The sequence below is a fragment of the Shewanella mytili genome (assembly GCF_046765975.1).
Classification (GTDB): Bacteria; Pseudomonadota; Gammaproteobacteria; order Enterobacterales; family Shewanellaceae; genus Shewanella; species Shewanella mytili.
The window spans coordinates 1-22,173 of record NZ_JBKOUD010000009.1 but is presented as its reverse complement, the minus strand read 5'-3'; the positions used below and the strand labels follow the sequence as shown (position 1 = coordinate 22,173).

At 53.2% G+C, this 22,173-nt stretch carries 22 protein-coding genes; 8 read left to right on the top strand and 14 right to left on the bottom strand.

Features of this window, described 5'->3' with window-relative positions:
• Positions 1–158 precede the first annotated feature (158 nt).
• From ACIDEJ_RS10000 to ACIDEJ_RS09985, 4 genes are all read right to left on the bottom strand, one after another.
• Entirely contained in the window at positions 159–1,031 is an 873-nt protein-coding gene (locus ACIDEJ_RS10000) for a DUF3014 domain-containing protein (protein ID WP_411987928.1), read from the bottom strand.
• 171 nt (positions 1,032–1,202) lie between these two features.
• Positions 1,203–3,281, bottom strand: coding sequence for an ATP-dependent DNA helicase RecG (gene recG / locus ACIDEJ_RS09995; RefSeq protein WP_411987927.1), 2,079 nt, complete (start codon positions 3,279–3,281; stop codon positions 1,203–1,205).
• A 90-nt stretch (positions 3,282–3,371) separates the two neighbouring features.
• Positions 3,372–4,301, bottom strand: coding sequence for a calcium/sodium antiporter (locus ACIDEJ_RS09990; RefSeq protein ID WP_411987926.1), 930 nt, complete (start codon positions 4,299–4,301; stop codon positions 3,372–3,374).
• A gap of 141 nt (positions 4,302–4,442) precedes the next feature.
• A complete protein-coding gene (locus tag ACIDEJ_RS09985; protein ID WP_411987925.1) occupies positions 4,443–6,101 on the bottom strand; it encodes an AMP-binding protein in 1,659 nt (552 codons plus the stop codon).
• 220 nt (positions 6,102–6,321) lie between these two features.
• Between ACIDEJ_RS09985 and ACIDEJ_RS09980 the strand changes: the two genes are divergently transcribed.
• A complete protein-coding gene (locus ACIDEJ_RS09980) occupies positions 6,322–6,813 on the top strand; it encodes a hypothetical protein (RefSeq protein WP_411987924.1) in 492 nt (163 codons plus the stop codon).
• A gap of 64 nt (positions 6,814–6,877) precedes the next feature.
• On the opposite strand, the gene ACIDEJ_RS09975 is transcribed toward ACIDEJ_RS09980, so the two are convergent.
• Genes ACIDEJ_RS09975 through gmk form a run of 4 tightly spaced genes read right to left on the bottom strand, consistent with a single transcriptional unit; the run spans position 6,878 to position 10,397 of the window.
• Positions 6,878–7,261: a RidA family protein gene (locus ACIDEJ_RS09975; RefSeq protein WP_411987923.1), complete on the bottom strand. Its 384-nt coding sequence runs from the start codon at positions 7,259–7,261 to the stop codon at positions 6,878–6,880.
• Between the two features lie 19 nt (positions 7,262–7,280).
• On the bottom strand, positions 7,281–9,401 hold the full coding sequence (gene spoT, locus ACIDEJ_RS09970; RefSeq protein WP_411987922.1) for a bifunctional GTP diphosphokinase/guanosine-3',5'-bis pyrophosphate 3'-pyrophosphohydrolase: 2,121 nt from the start codon (positions 9,399–9,401) through the stop codon (positions 7,281–7,283).
• Between the two features lie 32 nt (positions 9,402–9,433).
• Entirely contained in the window at positions 9,434–9,715 is a 282-nt protein-coding gene (gene rpoZ / locus ACIDEJ_RS09965) for a DNA-directed RNA polymerase subunit omega (protein WP_133040421.1), read from the bottom strand.
• 58 nt (positions 9,716–9,773) lie between these two features.
• Positions 9,774–10,397, bottom strand: a complete 624-nt coding sequence (gene gmk, locus ACIDEJ_RS09960; RefSeq protein ID WP_411987921.1) for a guanylate kinase — start codon at positions 10,395–10,397, stop codon at positions 9,774–9,776.
• Between the two features lie 166 nt (positions 10,398–10,563).
• On the opposite strand from gmk, the gene ACIDEJ_RS09955 reads away from it, so the two are divergent.
• Both ACIDEJ_RS09955 and ACIDEJ_RS09950 read left to right on the top strand, forming a co-directional pair.
• A complete protein-coding gene (locus ACIDEJ_RS09955) occupies positions 10,564–11,793 on the top strand; it encodes a hypothetical protein (protein ID WP_411987920.1) in 1,230 nt (409 codons plus the stop codon).
• Positions 11,794–11,796: 3 nt separating this feature from the next.
• The gene (locus ACIDEJ_RS09950) at positions 11,797–12,900 is read left to right on the top strand and encodes a phosphotransferase enzyme family protein (protein ID WP_411987919.1); all 1,104 of its coding nucleotides are present in this window, start codon (positions 11,797–11,799) and stop codon (positions 12,898–12,900) included.
• A gap of 94 nt (positions 12,901–12,994) precedes the next feature.
• On the opposite strand, the gene ccmE is transcribed toward ACIDEJ_RS09950, so the two are convergent.
• Genes ccmE through ccmA form a run of 5 tightly spaced genes read right to left on the bottom strand, consistent with a single transcriptional unit; the run spans position 12,995 to position 15,777 of the window.
• Positions 12,995–13,486, bottom strand: a complete 492-nt coding sequence (gene ccmE / locus ACIDEJ_RS09945) for a cytochrome c maturation protein CcmE (protein ID WP_411987918.1) — start codon at positions 13,484–13,486, stop codon at positions 12,995–12,997.
• A complete protein-coding gene (gene ccmD / locus ACIDEJ_RS09940; protein ID WP_411987917.1) occupies positions 13,483–13,692 on the bottom strand; it encodes a heme exporter protein CcmD in 210 nt (69 codons plus the stop codon). The genes ccmE and ccmD overlap by 4 nt, the downstream gene beginning before the upstream one ends.
• Positions 13,689–14,432: a heme ABC transporter permease gene (locus ACIDEJ_RS09935; RefSeq protein WP_411987916.1), complete on the bottom strand. Its 744-nt coding sequence runs from the start codon at positions 14,430–14,432 to the stop codon at positions 13,689–13,691. The genes ccmD and ACIDEJ_RS09935 overlap by 4 nt, the downstream gene beginning before the upstream one ends.
• Before the next feature lies 1 nt (position 14,433).
• Positions 14,434–15,120 (bottom strand): heme exporter protein CcmB, encoded by a 687-nt coding sequence (gene ccmB, locus ACIDEJ_RS09930; protein ID WP_411987915.1) that lies wholly within the window; start codon positions 15,118–15,120, stop codon positions 14,434–14,436.
• Between the two features lie 9 nt (positions 15,121–15,129).
• Positions 15,130–15,777 (bottom strand): cytochrome c biogenesis heme-transporting ATPase CcmA, encoded by a 648-nt coding sequence (ccmA, locus tag ACIDEJ_RS09925; RefSeq protein ID WP_411987914.1) that lies wholly within the window; start codon positions 15,775–15,777, stop codon positions 15,130–15,132.
• 323 nt (positions 15,778–16,100) lie between these two features.
• On the opposite strand from ccmA, the gene ACIDEJ_RS09920 reads away from it, so the two are divergent.
• Positions 16,101–16,400: a c-type cytochrome gene (locus ACIDEJ_RS09920; protein WP_411987913.1), complete on the top strand. Its 300-nt coding sequence runs from the start codon at positions 16,101–16,103 to the stop codon at positions 16,398–16,400.
• Positions 16,401–16,465: 65 nt separating this feature from the next.
• Here the strand turns inward: ACIDEJ_RS09920 and ccmI are convergent, their stop codons facing one another.
• Positions 16,466–17,740, bottom strand: coding sequence for a c-type cytochrome biogenesis protein CcmI (gene ccmI, locus ACIDEJ_RS09915; protein WP_411987912.1), 1,275 nt, complete (start codon positions 17,738–17,740; stop codon positions 16,466–16,468).
• A 458-nt stretch (positions 17,741–18,198) separates the two neighbouring features.
• Between ccmI and ACIDEJ_RS09910 the strand changes: the two genes are divergently transcribed.
• Genes ACIDEJ_RS09910 through ACIDEJ_RS09895 form a run of 4 tightly spaced genes read left to right on the top strand, consistent with a single transcriptional unit; the run spans position 18,199 to position 21,845 of the window.
• Positions 18,199–20,181, top strand: coding sequence for a heme lyase CcmF/NrfE family subunit (locus tag ACIDEJ_RS09910; RefSeq protein ID WP_411987911.1), 1,983 nt, complete (start codon positions 18,199–18,201; stop codon positions 20,179–20,181).
• A 16-nt stretch (positions 20,182–20,197) separates the two neighbouring features.
• Entirely contained in the window at positions 20,198–20,776 is a 579-nt protein-coding gene (locus ACIDEJ_RS09905; protein WP_411987910.1) for a DsbE family thiol:disulfide interchange protein, read from the top strand.
• The gene (gene nrfF / locus ACIDEJ_RS09900; RefSeq protein ID WP_411987909.1) at positions 20,773–21,249 is read left to right on the top strand and encodes a heme lyase NrfEFG subunit NrfF; all 477 of its coding nucleotides are present in this window, start codon (positions 20,773–20,775) and stop codon (positions 21,247–21,249) included. The genes ACIDEJ_RS09905 and nrfF overlap by 4 nt, the downstream gene beginning before the upstream one ends.
• A complete protein-coding gene (locus tag ACIDEJ_RS09895) occupies positions 21,246–21,845 on the top strand; it encodes a TlpA disulfide reductase family protein (RefSeq protein ID WP_411987908.1) in 600 nt (199 codons plus the stop codon). Before nrfF ends, ACIDEJ_RS09895 begins: the two co-directional genes overlap by 4 nt.
• Positions 21,846–22,173 lie beyond the last annotated feature (328 nt).

The window sequence follows — 22,173 nt, the reverse complement described above, 5'->3', positions numbered from 1 at the left end:
GCTAAGCCAACCATGGCTTGTGACAAGCACTGTTCCCGTGTTTGCATTCGGTAGTACTTGATATTTTACACGGAATTACCCTGCTCGCAGCAGGCATTTGTGAACGGCCTGTCAACCAGTGCCGTCCACCTGCCCGCTTAAGGCGTTGGCATTGCCTGCTACCGGGGCAGCAGGGTTTGTAAACGCCGTAATACCTTCTTGAGTTTGCGGGTGTTATCCGGCCCCATGCGCAGCAGCAGTTTCTGGGCATTGGGCAGGGCTTCCAACTGTGGGTCGACAAACTTGTAATTAACGCTGATGGAATAAAGCTCTATGGGCTCTTCCACCACCGGTGTGGCAAGCAGCACCTTGATGGCTTGCTGCAACCGCTGGTTAAAGCTGATGTCCGGATAACCCAATTCGGCAAAAGCCTCGTTCATCAGGGGAGACAGTTGGTTATAGGTGTTGAGCAGCTGCTCGTCATTAAGGTCGCTGAGGAAATCGGCGTACACGTCATAACGGTGATAGCTGTCCGGATTGAGATAGGTCTTGTTGGTGATGTCGGAAACGGTGAATTGTTGTGTGGGCGCCTTCATGGGGCTGGTTTTGCGGGCCAGTTCCCCTTGGGCGAGGTTGTCCACAAAAACCACGAATTGGCGCACCATGTTATTGTCGTTCAACAGGGGAGCCACTTTCATGCCGTCAGCCATTTGCACCACTTTTTCGTGGACAAAACCATCGCTTTCAGCCAGTGGGGGCAGGGGCTGGGCAACCGGTGTCGGCGCTGCAGGTGTCGGCGCTGCCTCGGTTGGGGTTTCTGTGGCCGCAGGTTCAGGAACCGGGGCTTCGGTTTGCAGTGGTTGCTCCGGCGCTGTTTCCGGCAGGGTCATGGGGGCCGTTTGGGGGCTTGGCTCTGGTGCGGGTTTCTGGCTGAGGAAATACCAGACCCCGGCTATCAGTGCAATCACCAGCAGCGCCAGGGCCCAGATGAGGTTGCTCTTGCCCGCGGTTTGTTTGCCGGGCGCAATTCTGTCTTCTTCATTGACTTGCATAGGATATCCTTTCTTCACAACGTGTGAGGAGCGCTTTCCTCATTCTGCAAAATTTAACGTGATTGTCTACTAAGCTTGTCCCGCTTCGCCGGGAAAATTGTATCATCGTATGCCTGTGGCATTGTTGTGTGCCCAACCTGAGAAGTAATGGCAGTACGCAATGCGGCGGGATCAGGCCTGAATGTACTGTTGGCGATCACCCAGCCAGCGTTGAATGATGGCATCCACGTTTTGGGGGGCCTGCTGCATGAGATGCTGCGCCAGTTTCTGAATATGGGGAATTAATGCCTGATCCCGTACCAAATCGGCAACTTTCATCTCCGCCAGCCCGGTTTGCCGGGTGCCCAATACTTCACCCGGCCCGCGAATTTGCAAGTCTTGTTGGGCGATGACAAAGCCGTCATTGCTTTGCCTGAGCACTCCCAGCCGTTTGGTGGCGGTTGCCGACAGCGGCGGCTGATACATCAGCACACAGTGGCTGGCAATGGCGCCGCGTCCTACCCGCCCCCGCAGCTGGTGCAGCTGTGCCAGCCCCAGGCGTTCCGGGTTTTCAATAATCATCAAACTGGCATTGGGCACATCCACCCCCACCTCAATCACCGTGGTGGCCACCAGCAAATTGAGTTCGCCATTTTTGAAGCGTTCCATGACCTGCTGTTTGTCGCTGCTTTTCATGCGGCCATGCACCAGCCCTACCTGCAACTGGGGCAGTGCCACTTTAAGCTCTTCCCAGGTGTCTTCCGCCGCTTGGCACTGGAGCACTTCAGATTCTTCAATCAGGGTGCATACCCAGTAGGCTTGGCGGCCATCATGCAAGGCGGCGTGGCGCACCCGTTCGATGACTTCCTGACGGCGGCCGTTGCTGATGGCCACGGTGGTGACCGGGGTTCTGCCCGGCGGCAATTCATCAATGATGGAGGTGTCCAGATCCGCATAAGCGGTCATGGCCAAGGTGCGGGGTATGGGGGTGGCGGTCATGATCAGCTGATGGGGATAATAACCCTGGACGGCGCCTTTTTGCCGCAGCCCCAGCCGCTGGTGCACCCCGAAGCGGTGCTGCTCATCGATGATGATCAGGGCCAGCTGCTGAAAATGCACCTGTTCCTGGAAGATGGCATGGGTGCCAATCACCATTTGGGCACTGCCACTGGCAATCTCTTGCAGTGATTGCTCCCGGGCTTTGCCTTTGAGCTTGCCGGCGAGCCAGCCCACTTTCAGCCCCAAGGGTTCAAACCAGTGGCTGAAATTAAGGGCGTGCTGCTCTGCCAGCAGCTCGGTGGGGGCCATCATCGCCACCTGATAGCCGTTTTCAATGGCCTGCAATGCGGCCATGGCCGCCACCAGGGTTTTTCCAGAGCCCACATCCCCCTGCACCAGTCGCATCATGGGCTGGTGTTGGCTCATGTCCTGGCCGATGTCGGCTGCCACCCGTTGTTGGGCGCCGGTGGGCTGAAACGGCAGGGCGTGTAAAAAGGGTTGCAGTAACTGCCCGGTGGCTGGCAGGGATACGGCTTTATCGTGATTGCTGCGTTGTCGCAGTTTTAACATGCTGAGGTTGTGGGCCAGCAGCTCTTCTTGCACGAGCCGTTGCTGTGCCGGGTGCAGCCCTTGGGTCAGGGCCTGCAAATCCACATCGGCGGGTGGCCGGTGCAGCAAGCGCACGGCAGCGGCCAGACTCAGTGCATTGGGGCGGAGCGTTTCGGGAATGAGCTCTTGCAGCCCGCCTTCTTCCAGCAGCGCCAGCGCCTGATTGCTGAGTTTCAGCCAACTGGCCTGTTTCAGCCCTTCGGTGGTGGGATAGATGGGGGTCAGGCTGTCACTCAGTGTTGGCTGCTCGCCGGGATGCAGTATTTTGTACTCGGGATGGATAATTTCTGCCTGATGACTGCCATGACGGATTTCACCATAGGCACGGATGGTGAGCCCGGGCTGCATGGCATTGCGCTGGGCAGCGGAAAAATTGAAGAAACGCAAGCTCATGGTGCCACTACTGTCGCGTACATGGCACAGCAGCATGCGCTTGCGGCCATTGATTATCTGGCTGGACTGAATTTCAGCCTCAATGGTGCCGTATTCGCCGGGGTACAGTTCAGCAATGGCGTAAATGCGGGTGCGGTCTTCATAGCGCAGCGGCAGGTGGAACAGCAGATCCTGTACGGTGTGAATTCCCAGCTTATTCAGTTTGCCGGCCATTTTGGCGGCCACACCCTTGAGCTCGGTGATGGGAATAAGATCCAGTCTCTGCGCCACGTTAGTACCAGATTACTGTGAATTTATACATATATTATCAAAGATTACCTCTTTGACAATCCACCGCTGCCGGTTGCGGTAATTTGCGCCTTACATCACGGCGTGATTGACCAGCCAGGCCATATAGCCCAAATAGGCCACAAGCAGCAGCAAACCATCCCGGCGGCCGATGCGGTAACCGGTGCGCGCCAGCGGCAGTACCAATACGGTCAGTGCCAGCATAACGCCAAAATCCAGGGCACTGAAACCTGCAGCGCTTATTGGATGCACCAGTGCGGTAACCCCCAGGATCCCCAACAGGTTAAAGAGGTTGGAGCCCACCACGTTGCCAATGGCAATGTCACTTTGCCCTTTCATGGCGGCCACCATGGAGGTGACCAGCTCAGGCATGCTGGTGCCGATGGCGATGATGGTCAGGCCGATGACGACCTCGCTGATGCCAAAGGTGCGGGCCAGATCCACGGCACCATTGACAAACAGTACGCCGCCGCCCACCAGACAACCGATACCAAAGATGACAAATAGCACTGACAACAGCGGATTGCGGGGGCCTTCCTCAATCTCTTCTACATCATTATCCTTGGAAATGTAGTAGTTATACAGCAGGTAAGCCGCCAGCAACCCGGACAGCAACACCCCGTCCCACAAGCCCAGTACATTATCAATCAGCAACAGCCATACCAATACGGAGGCCACAATCATCAGGGGAATGTCGCGGCGCAACATTTGGGATTGCACGCCGATGGGACGAATAAGGGCTGTCAGTCCCAGAATAAGGCCAATATTGGCAATGTTGGAGCCCACCACATTGCCCAGGGCAATGCCGGGGCTACCGGCCAGCGCCGATTTCACGCTCACTGCCAGTTCTGGTGCGCTGGTACCGAAAGCCACAATTGTCAGGCCGATAACCAAAGGGGTGACACCTAAACGCAAGGCGATGGCGCTGGCTCCGCGTACTAACGCTTCCGCGCCTAGGGTAAGAATTAGGAAACCACCTAGAATTGACAGAAAAATCAACATGTTTATTACTGCTCGTAGATTGATGGGGGTTGTACTTGCCAAGGGGGCCAGCATAAGAGCTTTGACACACAAAGCAAGTTTTTTGACAGAATATGTCAAAAAAATCCCGGTGGCTACCGGGATTTGATGCACAAGGCGTTGTTAGCGCTCATCCTCCCAGACCACGACGGCCCCCCGCAGCCCTTCGGCCTTGGCGGTATAGCGCTGCTCCAGCATGTAGCGTTTTATCTTGAGGGTTGGCGTTAACAAATCATTTTCAATCGTCCAGGGTTCGTTCACCACAATAATGGCATCCACGGTCTCATGGGATTCAAGATGGGGGTTGATGGCATTGAGCGATGCTTGCAGTGAGGCCCGCACCTCTTCCCGGGGCTGCAATGTGGCGCCTTCTGACAGCTGCACCAGCGCTACCGGGTGGGGCAGGCCGGAGCCGATAACGCAAATCAGCTCTACATGGGGGTCTTGTGCCAGCTTGCGCTCGATGGGAACTGGCGCCACGTATTTGCCTTTGGCGGTTTTGAAATTGTCTTTCATGCGGCCGGTAATGCTGACGCAGCCGTCCTTGTCGATTTCGCACACATCGCCGGTATGCAGAAAGCCTTCATCATCAAAGACCGCTGCGGTGGCCTCCGGCGCTTTATAGTATTCCTTCATTAGTCCCGGACTTTTAACCAGCAGCTCGCCCTCTGCTGAGCGTTTGATGCTGCACCCCACAATGGGTTTGCCCACGGTACCGATTTTTGCGGGATCAAACGGATAGTTGATGATGGAGTAGGCACTGTTTTCCGTCATGCCCCAGGCTTCGCAAATATCCAGGCCAATGCGGTGGTACCACTGGACCAGCGATGCTGGAATTGGCGCTGAGCCCGAACCCAGCAGCCGCGCTTTTTCCAGCCCCAGCCCCTGGTGGATTTTGCGTTTGACCAGCCAACTGAGCAGGGGGATTTTCAACAGCAGGTTGAGTTTTTTAAAGCCGCCCACTTTATCGATGATGTTTTTCTGGAACAGCGTCCACAAACGGGGCACGGAGAAAAAGACCGTAGGTTGCATGCGCTGGACGTCAGTCACAAATGTTTCCAGGTTTTCCACGAAGGCCACCGGACAACCGGCATAAAAAGAGGAGCCTTCAATGGCCACCCGCTCAGTGATATGCGCCAGCGGCAGATAGGACAGCAGCCTGTCTTCCGGGTTGGCCTTGACATCACGCACCACCGCATTGCAGGTCCAGCTATAGCTGCCAAAGGTTTGCACTGCCCCTTTTGGCTTGCCGGTGGAGCCTGAGGTGTAAATCAGCGTCATCACCTGCTCTGGCGTCGGTTCGGGTGCTTCCAGCAACGGTTGCCCCATGTTCAGCAGTTGTAACCATTGGTATTGGGCTGGCATGGTGTCGTAGGGAAGGGCCAGTCGCAGCAGCTCACCGCCAACGCCTGCTTCCTGCTCCGCCCAATGATCCAGTTTGCCGATGAATATCGCCTTGCATTCGCTGTGCTCCAGCACATAGCGGATGGTGTCCGCATTGGCGGTTGGGTAGATGGGAACGCTGATATAGCCGCCATACATCAATGCCAAGTCGGTAATGAACCACTCCGCGCAGTTTTTCGAGAGCAGCGCAATTTTGCTGCCGGGCGGGTACCCCAGATGGCGCAGTGCCCCGGTCAGTTGCTGCACGGTTTGCAGTACCTGCTGCCAGCTGTAATCGCGGTATTTGCCATTCACTGGCTGTCGAAGATAAACCGCATCGCCTTGAACGGAGGCCCACTGGGTAAGCATGGCTATCGGGCTTTTATAAGATACGGACATAGGCCTTTCCCCTATAGATGAACGGCTGGCAATATTGCCCCTAAGTACAACAATAAGCTGAAACTTACTGTTTTATAAAAATATAAAACACTCGTTTGATTATGCCGGGCAATTGACCACGACACAAATCCAATCTGGAACTGAGGCATCACTATTTGCACTGGATTATGACGGACTATTGTGACTTGGGCTTGTCTGCGGGTATGCTACGGCCTCGATAATGAATCAGAGTAAATTCATGGAACTGAAATACATAAAACTGGCCGCTTGCATGGGCATGGCCACCTTGTTGGCGGCATGTTCAGCAACGACATCGCTCACCGCCATGCATCCCGACACCAAAATCTACATTAAAGAAGCGAAAGGGCAGGATGCGCCGCGTACCGAAACCTTGTCCACCACCAGTTTTGGCCAGTATGAATTTATGGCGGTAAACGGGGATCAACAACCGTTTTATGGTGTGTTGCCGCTCAAATTCAATGGTGGATATCTGGCTACCGACATCATCTTTTTCGCACCGGCAGCGTTTTTTAACTTGCGGGAAGTCTTTCCCCATTATCAGTTTGATGTGGCAAATCAATCCTTGAAATACCGCAAATCAGAGCGGGATAACTGGGTGGAATACGTGCCTACCGAAGCAGAAAAACTGCGGGCACAAACCTGGTTCAAGAAGGCGGGCATGCAAGGCGCAAATAACGCGGTTAACCCGTAACTCCATGGGGTGACTGACAGCAAAAAGGCGCTTGCAGCGCCTTTTTTTGTGGGGGATAGCGGGATTACAGCTCGGCCACGCCGTCCATTTCCACTTGTGCCCCTTTTGGAAGCTGGTTGATGCCAATGGCGGCCCTGGCGGGATAAGGCTGTTGAAAATAGCGTCCCATCAGCTCATTTACCTTGGCAAAATTGGCTAAATCCACCATGTAGATATTGAGTTTTACAATGTCATTCAAATCGCCACCGGCGGCCTGACATACGGCCTTGAGGTTTTCAAAGACCTGCACCACCTGGGTTTCAAAGTCATCCCCGGCCAGTGCCATGGTAGCCGGAACCAGCGGGATCTGGCCTGAAAGGTAAACGGTTGAACCCACTTTAACCGCTTGTGAATAGGTGCCGATAGCGGCCGGGGCCTTGTCGGTGGCAATAATCACTTTTTCCGCCATATGCTTGGTAACTCCTTGGTTAACGGTTACGGGAAATTCGCAGCACTTCCGGTAACACCCGGATGCGCCGCATCACATTTGCCAAATGTATCCGGTCACGAACGGACACGCGCAAGTGGATGAGGTACACCCGGCCATCGCGCTCTTCCGTGTTGATATTGTTAATGTTGGAGCCTTCAGCGGCAATGATGTTGGTGATTTTGGCCAGTGCCCCTTGATGGTTGACGATTTCAATGCGGACATTGGCCTGGAACTCGGTGTTGTCCACCGCATCCCATTGCACAGGGATGTATTTGTCCGGTTCACTTTGATAGCCGCGGATATTGGCGCAGTTTTCCATGTGCACCACCAGGCCTTTACCCGGACTGACATGGGCAATCACCGCATCGCCCGGAATTGGACGGCAGCAATTGGCAAAGGAAACCAGCATGCCTTCCGCCCCGCGGATGGGCATCAGGTTGGTGTCGTCATCACCCATCTGTTCGGTGACGGAATCTCCCTTGAGACGCTGGGCAATCACCAGACTCATGGCGTTGCCCAAGCCGATTTCCGTCAGCAGTTCATTGAAGTCTTTATGCTTGGTGTCGGTGATGACCTTGTCGATTTGAGCCTGGCTGAACTGTTCCAGCTTGCTGTCACCCAATGCGTGATTCAGCAAGCGTTTACCCAGGGCGATGGCTTCATCCTTTTTCAGGTTTTTCAGTACCTGACGGATTTTGGAGCGGGCTTTGCCGGTGACCACAAAGTTCAGCCAGGCCGCATTGGGCTTGGCGCCCTTGGCGGTGATGATCTCCACCGTCTGACCCGAGATCAATGGTTGACTTAAAGGGTAAGACATCCGGTTGACTTTGGCGCCCACGCAGGTATTGCCCACGTCGGTATGCACTTCGTAGGCAAAGTCCACGGCGGTGGCGCCTACCGGCAGCTCGAGAATGCGTCCTTCAGGGGTGAATACGTAAATCTCGTCCGGGAACAGCTCGGTTTTAACGCTTTCCACAAATTCAAAAGACGACGAGGCACTTTGTTGCAGCTCCAGCAGGCTTTGCATCCATTTGCGGGCCCGCAGCTGGGTAGTGGTGCCACTGGTACCCGGCGCCGCGGTGCTTTGGCCGCTTTTGTACATCCAGTGGGCCGCGACCCCTTTGTCAGCCATCTGATCCATGTCTTCGGTACGGATTTGAATTTCCACCGGTACGCCATGGGGGCCAAACAGCGAGGTATGCAACGACTGGTAACCGTTGGCTTTGGGAATGGCGATATAATCCTTGAAGCGCATGGGGCGGGGCTTGTAAAGGCCGTGCATCACCCCCAGCACCCGGTAACAGGTATCCACGCTGTCCACAATGACCCGGAAGGCATAGATGTCCATGACTTCCTGGAATTGCAGCTCTTTGCTGCGCATCTTGTTATAGATGGAGTACAGGTTTTTTTCCCGGCCTTTGACTTTTCCATGGAGCCCAGTGTCTTCCAGCCGGGTATGGATGGCGGCTTCAATGCTTTGGATCAGCTCTTTGCGGTTGCCCCTTGCTGCCCGAATAACTTCTTTCAGCACCCGGTAGCGCATGGGGTAGTATGCTTGGAATCCCAGATCTTCCAGTTCGGTCTTGATGTTGTGAATACCCAACCGGTTGGCAATGGGGGCGTAGATTTCCAGGGTTTCCCGGGCAATACGGCGGCGTTTGTCCGGCCGCAGGGCGCCCAAGGTGCGCATGTTGTGGGTACGGTCTGCCAGCTTGATGAGAATGACCCGGATATCCTGGGTCATTGCCATCATCATTTTGCGAAAGTTTTCCGCCTGGGCTTCTTTCTTGTCGCGAAATTTGATTTTGTCGAGCTTGGAGACCCCTTCCACCAGTTCCGCCACGGATTCGCTGAACCTCTCCGCCAGATCCTGATGGGTCACATGGGTATCTTCAATGGTGTCGTGCAGCAGTGCGGCCATTAGCGTCTCATGATCAAGACGCATGTCCGCCAGTATGTGTGCGACGGCAACCGGGTGGGTAATGTAGGGTTCACCACTGGTGCGCATCTGCCCTTCATGGGCATCCCGCGCCACCTGATAAGCCTGTTTGAGTAATTCTACCTGCTCCGGCTCCAGATAAGCGGCCGCTGCCTCCCTGAGTCCTTCAAACAGATACAAGTGGTGATACTCCTACTTCAAATGATGTTGCGTTACAGCGACTGATGACCTTCGGCAATGGCTGCCACTGCTGCGATTTCAGCAGCTTCGCGTTCACGCACGCTCTGGCGTTCGTCGGCTTCCAGTGTTTGCGCGTTTACCAGACCCTGTTCGATTTCGCGCAGGGCGATAACGGTGGGTTTGTCGTTTTCTTCTTCCACCAGGGGATCTTTACCCTGAACGGCGATCTGACGTGCGCGTCGGGCCGCAACCATAATCATGTCAAAACGGTTGCCGATCTGCTTTACGGCGTCTTCTACAGTTACGCGAGCCATGTGTTGAAACTCCAGTGTGTTCGGTGAAAAAATGACGCAAAAGTGTACACGATGACAGCTAATCTGCCAATAGACCTTTAAGCATATCACTATGGGTGTGGATTTGACTAGTTTGTGTCAGGCGCTGACTGTGGATTATTGCCCGCAAATCAGCGAGTGCCTGTTCAAACTGGTCGTTTACGATAATGTAATCATATTCATTGTAGTGTGACATTTCAGAGACGGCTTTTGCCATGCGCGAGGCAATCACGTCAGCCGAATCCTGTCCGCGGCCGTTCAGGCGCCGCTCCAGCTCTGCGCGGGATGGGGGCAGGATAAAAATGCCTATGGCTTGCGGCATCTGCTGCTTGATCTGCTGGGCGCCTTGCCAGTCAATATCCAGAAACACGTCGATGCCGTTGTCCAGCGCCTGTTCAATCACCTTGCGGGACGTGCCGTAGTAGTTACCAAACACTTCCGCCCACTCAAGAAACGCGCCCTCGGCAATCAGCGCCTTGAACTGTTCCACTGAGGCAAAATAGTAGTGCTCTCCGTGGTTTTCTCCCGGACGAGGCTGGCGGGTGGTATGTGATACTGATACCTGCATGTCGGCTGGGTTGCCGTTGAGCAAAGCTGCAATCAGTGAGGATTTCCCTGCCCCGCTGGGGGCTGACACAATAAATAGATTTCCGCGGGCACTCATAAATTGATATCCGGATAACGCCAGTTGTAGGTGATTGATGGAAAAATAGGGCGGGTATTATAAGACTGTGGTGCCAGCCTTACCAGCACCACTGACATTTGTGTGCAAATTCGTTAGTCTGTCTCACATCATTTTACGGTCGTGACAGGCAAAAAAAGAGGATCCCGTGCTGTTTAAATCGCTTATCTGTTTCCAGGGATGTGACCAGGGCTGGCGCCACCTGGTGATTGCGCTGTTGGGGTATGCGCTGCTGCTGTTGCTGTGGTTGCTGCTGGGACATGGATATTTTATTTGGTTACCGGGCCTGTTGCTTGCAGCTGTCATGTTGGCCAGCGCATTGCGGCGTGTCAGGGATGCCGGTCGGCCTTTGCTGATGGCCTTGCCTGCGTTATTGCCCTGGTTGTTGGTGTTGGCTGCATTATCGGCCAGCGATGGCCGCATTTATCTGATGATGGGGTTGTTGCTGGCGGGGTTGTTGCATCTGGGCCTGGCCTTTTTACCGGGGCCGGCCAATAAAGGCGCGGTCAACCGGCGTACTTATGATTATGGTTATTGGGGGCCGGTAGCACGGGTTGCGCAAATGAAACATCACGTTAAAAGCCACCGGGTTGAACCTACCATGGGCGGTGCCGATGGGATGCCAATGAAGCCAGCAGAGGAAGGCACGCCTTTGTGTCAGGCGCAGTCTCCCGCAGCGGCTTTTTCTGCCCAATCTACGGATGAAACGGCGGACGAAACGGCAGATGATATGGTGCAGGGTCATGTGGATGACAATGGCCGTGATGCCGCTCTTGGCGAAAGCGTGTGGCGGGATGAGCCCCAATTGGGGTCATTATCCGCCATGCTGGGTGGCTGGCGGGATGCGCTCATTGAACTGCAACAGCAGGCCTGGCAATACCGGAAACTATTGGGCGGCTTTGCCGCTGTATTGCTTGTTTTGGTGGTGGGGCTGGTGTGGTGGCTTAGTCCACAGACGCCAGCGGATAAGCTGCCAGCCCCTGCGCAATCGGCGCCGCAAACCGGCCATCCGGCAGATACCATCACCGTTAAATTACCGGATAATTTCAGTTTGTCGCTCAGGCAGGATGTACTGTCGTTAAGCTGGTTAGGCGACAGTTTGCAGCCTGGCAGCATCTGGACGCTGGCAACGGCGAAAGGGGATAAGCGTTGTGCCCAGTTGCTGTTTAATGACGGCAGCCAGTTTCGGCCCATGACCGTGAATATTGTCAATGCCAATGGTCAGGTAGAGGCAGTGTTCAGTCCGCTGGATACACAAGCGGTGATTCAAAACGTTGCCATGCGCGGCAGCATCAAACTCTGTGGTTACGATTTTAGCCTCAAAGGCAGTTTGGCCGTGTTGCAAAGTGATGCTGCATTTAGCCGTTATCTGGAATAAAAAATGGATGCATTGCAGTCAAAACAGCGAGTTGAAGACATCATCTATCGTCTGGTGTTGCCTCATTACCTTACCGGAGAAGCCGTGCCATTAGCGAGGGTCACGCCCTTGGGTAACGGCCATATTAACGGAACCTGGCGGGTGGATGGCCCCGGCGGGCCGTGGGTGCTGCAACAGCTCAATACCCAGGTGTTTACCACGCCCTGGCAACTGGTCAACAATGCGGTGGTCATTGCCCGGCACTTGCGGCAAAAGCAGTGCCAAGGGCAATATGCCTTGCGCATCAGCGAGCCTGTGATGACCCTCAGCGGACAATGGGCGCTGGATTTTGGGGAAAACGGCTTCTGGCGGGCCATCAGTTATGTGCCCCAGAGCTGTGCACTGGAGCGATTGAGCGCTGCACCGCAGGCCAGACAAGTGGCATTGACCTTTGGCCGCTTTGTGGCGGCCTTGGCGGATGCCTCTCCCGGGGAGTTTCATGAGGTGATCCCGGGATTTCGTGCGTTACCCCAGCGCTTGCAGGCATTACAACATGCGGCCAAGCAGGATAAGTTGCAGCGTCTGGCCACATGTCGGCAGTGGTATGCGTTGGCCATGGCGCAGCAGCCGTTAGTGGCCGAACTGGCGGCAACAATCCCATTACTGCCCCAGCGCATTTGCCATAATGATACTAAAATCAACAACCTGTTGTTTTCTGAAGACGGGTGTACCCCTTTGGCCGTGGTGGATTTGGATACCTGCATGCCGGGATACCTGATGTATGATTTTGGTGACATGGTGCGTAGCTGCTGCGCTGCGGTGGCCGAAGATGACACCGCGTTGGCACAGGTGCAGTTGTTGCCGGATTATTTCGCTGCCATAGCTGAAGGCTGGCAACAGGCATTGGGCGGCATCATGACCACTGAGGAGCGCCAGAGTCTGTGGTTGGGCACACGGGTGGTGACATTAATGCTGGCGGTGCGTTTTTTGACGGATTATCTTGATGGCGACCGGTATTTCCGCATAAGCCATCCGCAGCATAATCTGCAGCGGGCTGCCAATCAGTTTACCCTGTATCAGCGCCTGTTGGCCCAAGAAGCGCGGTTAACGGCAATATTGGCGCAGTAATGGCCGTCCTGCCTTGGCAGGCATGCAACCGCTCGTTCATGAGGACACAAAAAAGGCGCTGTCAAAGCGCCTTTTGTCACAATGAGGATGGCGGTTATTTACTGCCGCCAGACATCTGCTCTTCCGTGTATTCCATTTTCTCATGGTTTTTACCCATGGCGGCGGCTACTTCGGGTGGCATGTAATTTTCATCGTGTTTGGCTAACACTTCGGTGGCTTCCAGTGTTCCTGGGGCTACCAGTACCCCCTGGGCCACAACCCCCTGTCCTTCACGGAACAGGTCGGGCAACAGGTCATCATAAGTCACGGTCACTTCACCACCACCGGCATCATGCACGGCAAACGTCACGTGCAAGCTGGTAGGGTCGCGGTTAACCGAGCCTTCAGTCACCATGCCGCCAATACGGATACGGTCGCCGATTTCCGGGCGAACCCCGGTATCCACTTTACCGTTGAGAATTTCAGACGGGGTATAGAACAGGTTGAGGTTAGAATTCAGTGCGTACAGCAGCAATGAGGCAACTGCGGCCACACCACCTACCAATGCACTGGCTAAAACTAATCTTTTCTTGCGTCTTGAGTTCACTGTCTGTTACTCCGATGTTGCGCCAGGCGTTCTTCACGCTTGACCTTTGCTGCAATCTCTTTAAGCACCCGGCTTTTGCGGGTCATGCAGAAACCAATCAATACGGCCAGCGCACCATAGGCGACACCGTAAGATAACCATACATAGAAAGCATAACCTCCCATGTGGAAAAATTCTGCCATGGACTGGAATTGTGCTTGCATCATTTGACTCCTTCAGCCTGTGCCAGTTCCCTTACCCAGGGACGCATTGCGTTACGGGCCAATATCTCAGCGCGGAACCGGATCAAACTCAGCGCGGCAATCATGACGCCAAAGCCCAGAATGTTAATCACTAATGGCACCAGCATGTCCGGTGGCATTGCGGTCTTTCCGGTCATTTTGATGGATCCCTGGTGCAAAGAGTTCCACCAATCCACAGAATATTTGATGATGGGAATGTTGATCACCCCCACAATGGCCAAAATACCCGCTGCCCGTGCGGCCAGGACTTTATCTTCGAAGGAGGAATAGAGGGAGATAACCCCCAGATACAGAAACAGCAACACCAGCTCAGAGGTCAGGCGTGCATCCCATACCCACCAGGTGCCCCACATCGGCTTGCCCCAAGTAGAACCGGTCACCAACGCGATAAAGGTGATAACCGCGCCCACTGGCGCAATGGATGCAGCCATCCAGTCAGCCAGCTTGAGTTGCCACACCAGCCCGATAAAGGCGGTAATGGCCATGGCCACATAAGCACTCATGGACATGGAGGCTGCTGGCACATGCACAAAGATGATGCGGTAACTGTCGCCCTGTTGGTAATCCGTAGGGGAAAAGACCATGCCCCAAGTGGTGCCTGCAAGCAGCATCAACATGGCAAGAATAGACAGCCAGGGAATGAATTTCCCGGCTAACCGGTATGCCCTTTGGGGCTCAGCATAAGGATGTAACCATTTCCACATATCAGTTTGTACTCACACGTAATGAGGCGCCAATGGCAAAGGGCGCCAATACTAAGGAACCGATCAGTAATGCAGCAATAATTGCTAGCTGACCATCATAGGGTTGTTTGGTTGCAGCAAACTCAATGGCACCTGTTGCAAAAATCAGTACCGGAATATACAGCGGCAGGATCAGCAGACTCAGTAACACCCCTCCTTTACGTAAACCCACAGTAAGTGCCACGCCAATGGCACCCAGCAAACTGAGTACCGGCGTTCCCAATAACAATGTTTCAATCAGTGCAGGATAGGCATTGGTGTCCATATGCAGCAATACCGCCAGCAAGGGGGCAATGATGATGAGCGGCACACCTGTCAGTAACCAATGGGCCAGCACCTTGGACAATACCAGCAACTGCAATGGCTGGGGACTCAGCAGCATCTGTTCCAGCGTGCCATCAGCGAAATCCGCCTTGAACAGCCGCTCCAGTGACAACATGGAGGCCAATAACGCCGCCACCCAGATGATGCCCGGGGCGATACGGCTGAGAATCTTGGCTTCAGAGCCGATGCCTAACGGAAACAGGGTCACCACAATGATGAAAAACAGCAGTGGGTTGAAGATGTCACCACGATGACGTACCGCAATTTTCAGATCGCGCTTTAGCAGGGTGAAAAATGCCTGGGTGTAACTGATGCCTCTGTTCATTCTTATTCCCTATACGAAGCGATAATCCAAACGGATCTTGCGTAATCTGTCATCTGAGATAATTCCCATATCCTGGTGGGTGGTCAGGATGACACAACCGCCCTGTTGGGCATGAGCAATGAATAACTCTTCAAGTTCCGCAACACCTTTCTTATCGATGGCCGTAAAGGGTTCATCAAGGATCCAGATTTTACAGGCAGTATGCCAAAGGCGCGACAATGCCGTCCGGCGATGTTGTCCGGCAGACAAATGGCCGGCCAGTGCATCCTCAAATCCGGTAAGGTTCACCTTGGCAAGAATGGCTGTGGTATCAAAGGCATCGTAGCCACTGATCCTTAAGTTGAAATTAAGGTTTTCTTCAGCGGTCAGCTCACTTTTTACACCCGCCAGATGTCCAAGATATAACAACTCTTCATTGAATTCGTCGCGGCAACGGACAATGGGTTCGCCCTGAAATTGCACTTCGCCGCCATAAGGACGGGACAAGCCCGCAAGAATGCGTAGCAGGCTGGTTTTGCCTGCGCCATTGGGGCCTTCAATTTGCACGATATCGCCACTGTTGATCTCAAAGCTGAGATCATCAAATAAAACCCGTTCTTCACGGATGCAGGTGAGATGGCTTGCAGACAGTAATGCTGGGTTGATTTGTGCGGTCACTTAACCCTCGATAAACATTTACTTTCGAAACGTCAATTATCCTAACATAAAGCCAGTATTGGATTTACATCTGCTTTTGACTAAGTTTCAGCAATTTGATGCGCTTCCAATAAAACCGATTTTTTGGGAACTTTTTCTTCAGTGAATAATATATTAGTGATGTAAGAAACGGTATTGGCTTGGCGGATTAACATGAGATTCCTGTCACAAAATGGTGTGTTTCCCGGCACTTTACTGTAGTCTGATGGGGCATTACATAAAAGGTTCGCCGCTTACAAAAGGCACCTGTTTACTGACAAGTCATAGCTTTAGGAACGAAGTATATGAAAAAATTTTTTGCCATTGCCGCAGTTGCTGCGCTGACCTTCACCACCAGTGTGGCAGCCCAGGACGGCGAAGCCGTTTACAATAAATCTTGTATGTTCTGCCATGCCAATGGGGTGGGCGGTGCTCCCCGCACTCATCAGGAAGCCGCTTGGAAATCGCTGATGGACCAAGGCATGGACACCCTGATTAAAAGTGTCCGGCAAGGTAAAGGCAGCATGCCCGCAGGCGGCATGTGCAGCAGCTGTTCAGATGCACAGCTGAAACAGGCCATTGAGTTCATGGCCACTAAAAAATAAACATCAAGTAACCGTAAATTCAAAAAAAACCGGCAATTGCCGGTTTTTTGTTTACTGATGTTTTGTTATTGCACTTCAGTGTCCAGCACCAACGTCCCGTTGCCACCCACATTGACGCTCATGAGCTTGCCCTGAAGATCGCCTTTTTGGGGTTTTACCGTGCCGTGTTTGGACAATACCGCAATAATCTCCACGGCTTTAGTGTCACTCAACTTGATATTGCCCCCCATATTGGTGGAGTCATCCAGCGTGACGGTAACCGGCAAGGCTTTGGCACTGACCTTGGTGGCGGCTACCGGTACGCTTGGCCCTTCAGTCGGGCGAGCGAAAACAAATACCATGTCCGTACCGCTCACTTTCCCGGCCAGCTCAGGGGCAATGGAAACCTGCACTGTGACAGTACCTGCTGCGGGCTGTGTCATGGCTTCCTGTTTCACCTTGCTGTGGGTGGCATCGTCCGGCATGGTCATGCCATCTGCCTGCATGCGCATTTTGGCGGTATTAACGGCATCAATCAGTGCGGCGCGATCCACGTCACTACGGTCGCTATCAAGGATGGTTTGCCAGCTGTTAATGGCGGTTTGGTAATCGGCGGTGTAAAACGCATTCATGCCCACCAGTAACAGTGTGGAAGGATCTTTAGGATCCAGTTTCAGCGCTTTGTCGATGAGGGTCTGCACGATGGGGATCATCTGCTGGCCGGCCTTGTAATACAGCGCGGTGGCTTTAGGGCCAAGCAGCTCAGCGTGTTCGCCAACCAGCGCGATGACCTTGTCAAAGGCATTGATGGCATTGTCGTACTGGCCAGCAGAGATATAGGCGTGGCCCAGGCTAAACCATGCCTGGCTATTGTCGGGTTCGTTACTGACGGCAGCTTCCAGCATTTCAACCCGTTTGGCCATTAACTGCTCTTGGGTCATGCCGGCATGGGGATTGGCAGGGGAGGCCGCAACAACGGTATCAATTTCCTGATATGCCCCCAGATGATAATAAGCGTATCCGGCCACGGCGAATACGGCCACGGACATCAGCCCCGGCCACAGAATGCTGCGAGGTTTGCTGGATACCTGGAGTTCTTCGTCATCGGCCTGCTTCATATCCTGCAGCAGACTGATTTCCAGTTCTTTTTTCAAGGACGCAAATTCTTGCTCATCCAGTAATCCTTCACCGTGTTCTTTTTCCAGTGAGGCCAGACGCTCATTGAACAGTTCCAGATTGGTTTTTTTGCGTACTTCGGTTTCCCCGGCTGCCAGAAACTTCTTCTGGCGGAAATGTGGAACCCAAATCAGCGCCAGGCTGATCAGTACAACGATTGCGATGAATATCCAGAATGTGGTCATTATCTTTGTTTCACTTTGGTTGGAGATAAAGCGGAAAGTCGCCTACCGCAAGCCTTGAGCGCAAATTATACGTAAAGATGTTTCATTGAACAGTAATATAACCAAGGCGTTGGGAGTTTATAACCATAGTTGGGGACTGGTTCACAGTTCCCATTTCTATTAAAAAAAGTTATGAAACTTATGTGTGCCACCTAGGTCACAGCAAAGAGTCTTGCCTAATATATGAAGAAAATCCGAGTGTTGTAGCAGAATGAGAGCCGTCACCCAGATTTTGTGCAAAATGGCAGACAGGAACAAAAGCAAATACTAAAATGCGTCAAAGCTCAAATAAGATACACTAGGTGACTGGTGTTATTATTGTTACAAAAATCATTATCTTAAGACTTGTGAGCGCTTAAGTTGTGTGTGGCCGTTATTCCTGATTGGAATGATGCAGAATGTAGAACCGAGGAAAAACCATGATTCCAGAACTTGGACATCTCTCAATGATTATCGGGCTGGCCTTTGCCGTTTTGCTTGCCACGGTGCCATTGATTGGTGTTGCCCGAAAAGATCCGTATTTAGTGCGTTATGCCTGGCCGCTCAGCTACGGTATGACATTATTTATTCTGCTGGCTGTTATTTCTCTGGGATACAGCTTTGCCGTGGATGATTTCTCGGTTGCCTACGTAGCCCATCATTCCAATTCTGAACTGCCTATTTTCTTCAAGGTTGCCGCCGTATGGGGCGGACATGAAGGTTCGCTGTTATTCTGGGTGTTCTCCTTGTCCATCTGGACTGCGTCCGTCGCGTTTTTCAGTAAGGGTCTGGAAGAGATCTTTACCGCGCGGGTGCTGGCAATCTTGGCCGTTATCGTCATTGGTTTCAGCCTGTTCATGCTGCTGACCTCCAGTCCGTTCGAGCGCCTGTCGCCCGCACCGATGGAAGGCCGTGACCTGAACCCCATGCTGCAGGATGTGGGGCTGATTTTCCATCCCCCCATGCTGTACTTGGGATATGTGGGATTTTCCGTAAGTTTTGCGTTTGCCATTGCGGCGCTGCTGAGCGGTCGCCTGGATTCTGCCTGGGCCCGCTGGACCCGTCCATGGACGCTGGCAGCCTGGATTTTCCTGACCGGCGGTATCGCGCTGGGATCCTGGTGGGCTTATTACGAGCTCGGCTGGGGTGGCTGGTGGTTCTGGGATCCGGTAGAAAACGCCTCCTTCATGCCATGGCTGGTGGGTACCGCCTTGTTGCACTCATTGATTGTGACCGAAAAACGCGGGGCATTTCGTAACTGGACGGTGTTGCTGTCCATTTTCGCCTTCTCCCTGAGCCTGTTGGGTACCTTCATTGTGCGTTCCGGTGTGTTGACCTCTGTGCATTCATTTGCAGCAGACCCTAGCCGCGGTATGTTCATCCTGTTACTGCTGGGCTTGACCATCGGCGGTTCGCTTACGCTGTTTGCCTTCCGTGCCAGTGAAATGAGCAGCCCGGCCCGCTTTGAGCTGTTATCCAAAGAAACCATGTTGCTGGTGTGTAACGTGCTGCTGACGGTTGCTGCCGGTACCGTGTTGCTCGGTACCCTGTATCCATTGCTGATTGACGCGCTGAACATGGGCAAGATTTCCGTAGGTCCTCCATACTTCAACGCCGTGTTTGTCCCCATCGTGTTGGTGCTGTTCGGCTTTATGGGGATTGGTCCCATCATCCGCTGGAAAAAAGCCAAACAGGGTGAGCTGAGACGCCAACTGCTGATCCCCGCTGCCATCGCCTTGGTGTTCGGCCTGGTAATGCCGTTCGTGATTGATGGAGAGTTTAATCCTTGGGTTATGTTTGGTTTGGGCATGGCTTTGTGGGTGACATTGGCCACCTTGCGTGCCGCTTACAATATGGCAAAACCCAACAAGGATGCCGCCTTTAGCCTGACGCGTATCGGCCGTAGCCAACTGGGGATGCTGGTTGCGCACTTTGGCATTGCCGTGTCGGTAGTGGGGGCCACCATGGTGTCTAACTACTCCCAGGAAAAAAGTGTCCGCATGGGCCCTGGCATTTCACAGGAGCTGGCGGGATATACCTTTAATTACCTGGAAACCAAAGATGTGGTTGGCCCCAACTATACCGCCAAGCAGGGGCAAGTGCAGGTGACCAAAGATGGCAAGGAAATCGCCTTCCTGAAACCTGATCGCCGCATCTATAACGTGCGTACCATGGATATGACCGAAGCGGGCATTGACTGGGGCTTCTTCCGGGATCTGTATATCACCATGGGCGACCCTGTCAGTCGTACTGAATTTGCCGTGCGCCTGAATTACAAACCTTTTGTGCGCTGGATATGGTTTGGTGGTGTATTCATGATGATTGGCGGCTTTTTTGCAGCCTCCGATAAACGTTATCGGATTAAGCAGAAAGCCACTGATACAGTAAATGGTGAAAAGAAAGCCAATTTGGCATCGGCTTGATACGGATAATGCAAGTATGAAGAAGTTAATACTGTTTATTCCACTGGCGCTGTTTTTGGTGATGGGGATTTTCCTGTACAGGGGTCTGTACCTGAATCCCCAGCAACTGGACTCGGCATTGGAAGGTAAACCCGTTCCGGAATTCCGCCTATCGAGTCTGGAAGATGCACAGATCATGATCAGCAATCATGATCTGAAAGGGCAGGTGTACATGATGAACGTCTGGGCCACCTGGTGCCCCAGCTGTAAATATGAACATCCCTACCTGCTGCGTCTTGCAAGACAGGATATTGTCCCGATTTACGGGATTAACTACCGGGATCAACGGGAACTGGCCATGCGGGAACTCACCCGTCAGGGCGATCCCTACACCCTTAACATTTTTGACCCGGACGGAAAGCTGGGGTTGGATTTGGGGGTTTACGGCGCCCCGGAAAGTTTTATCGTGGATCATAACGGCATTATCCGCTTTCGCTACGCCGGCCCGGTGGATATGAATGCCTGGAATAACACGCTCTACCCGTTAGTGAAACAGTTGCAGCAAGAAGCCGCAACAGCGAAGCAGGGTGCCGTGACAGAAGGAAAAGCGTCATGAAAACACTGCTTACGTTTATCAGCAGCGCGGTACTGGCATTCGCAATGGTTTGCCAGGTGAATGCCACACCCGTGGATACCTATCAGTTTAAAAACGAAGCCAACCAGCAACATGCCATGGACTTGGCCCGCAGTCTGCGCTGCCCCCAATGTCAAAACCAGGATATTGTGGACTCCAACTCCCCTGTGGCCAAAGATCTGCGCATGCAGGTGTACCAGATGGTGGATGAAGGGAAAACCGATAATGAAATTATCGAGTTCATGACCAGTCGTTACGGCGAATTTGTCCTGTACAAACCCCGGCTGGAAACAAAAACCTACGTTCTGTGGCTGGGGCCGGTGGCATTATTGCTGCTGGGCGGGCTGATAGCCTTTTTCTTCCTGCGTAAACAGCGAGAAAGTGCCGCCAAACCCGCAGAACTGTCTGCTGAAGACGAGCAGAAAATCGCAGAATTGTTGAAACAGCAAAAATGAAATTAATCCAAGTACTGGGTATTGTAGGATTTTCACTGCTGGCATTTGCCAGCAGTGCCTATCCGGGGATGCAGCCCAAAGTCTCGTCAGCGTCCCAGTCCACCATTGACAAGATTAATGTCTTGGCTCATGGTTTTCCCTTGCAGCAGGTGGCGTTTGCCGACGGCCAAGGGCAGCCTCATACCTTTGAGCAGTACCATGGCAAAATTGTCCTCGTCAACATGTGGGCTACTTGGTGTCCGCCTTGTGTACGAGAGCTGCCAGCATTGCAGCGCTTTGCCCACAAATTTGACCCAAGCCAATTTGTCATGCTACCGATTTCCATCGACCAGGGCGGTAAACCGCAAGTAGATGCCTTTCTTGCTGACAGGGGGATAACGGATTTTAGCAGTTTCTATGATCCGCAGATGGCATTGGACGCCATCTTCCCGCTGGATACAATCCCTGCCACCTTCATTCTGGATGGACAAGGCACCTTGATTGCGTTCGTGCGCAGTTTTGTTGATTGGGATGACCCACAGGCTGTGGAGTTAATCGAGGGCTTTATTGCCAAGGAGCAGCAGCGCCAGGCATCGGTTGCAGCCCTAGCCAAATAGCTTCAAACCGCGGCCTGAAGGCTGTTTCCAGGCAATAAGCAAGATCTTGAAAAGATCGCTTCTGATTAAAAGATCAGCAAGCGATCTTTTTTCTTTAAAATACCCCTTGCACAAAAGTTTCAGCCCCCTATAATGCGCACCCACTGACACGGCAACAGCGACACGCTAACGGTGTGACAGGGTTGATTAAACAGCGTAAACGCAGCTTAATCAGCGGCGTTAAAAAAGAGTGGCCAAGCCACTTGACGCCAAAGCGGGAAAGTGTAGAATGCACATCCCTGTTCAGGGCAAACCCTGAACCTGCTCTTTAACAATTAATGAGACAAGC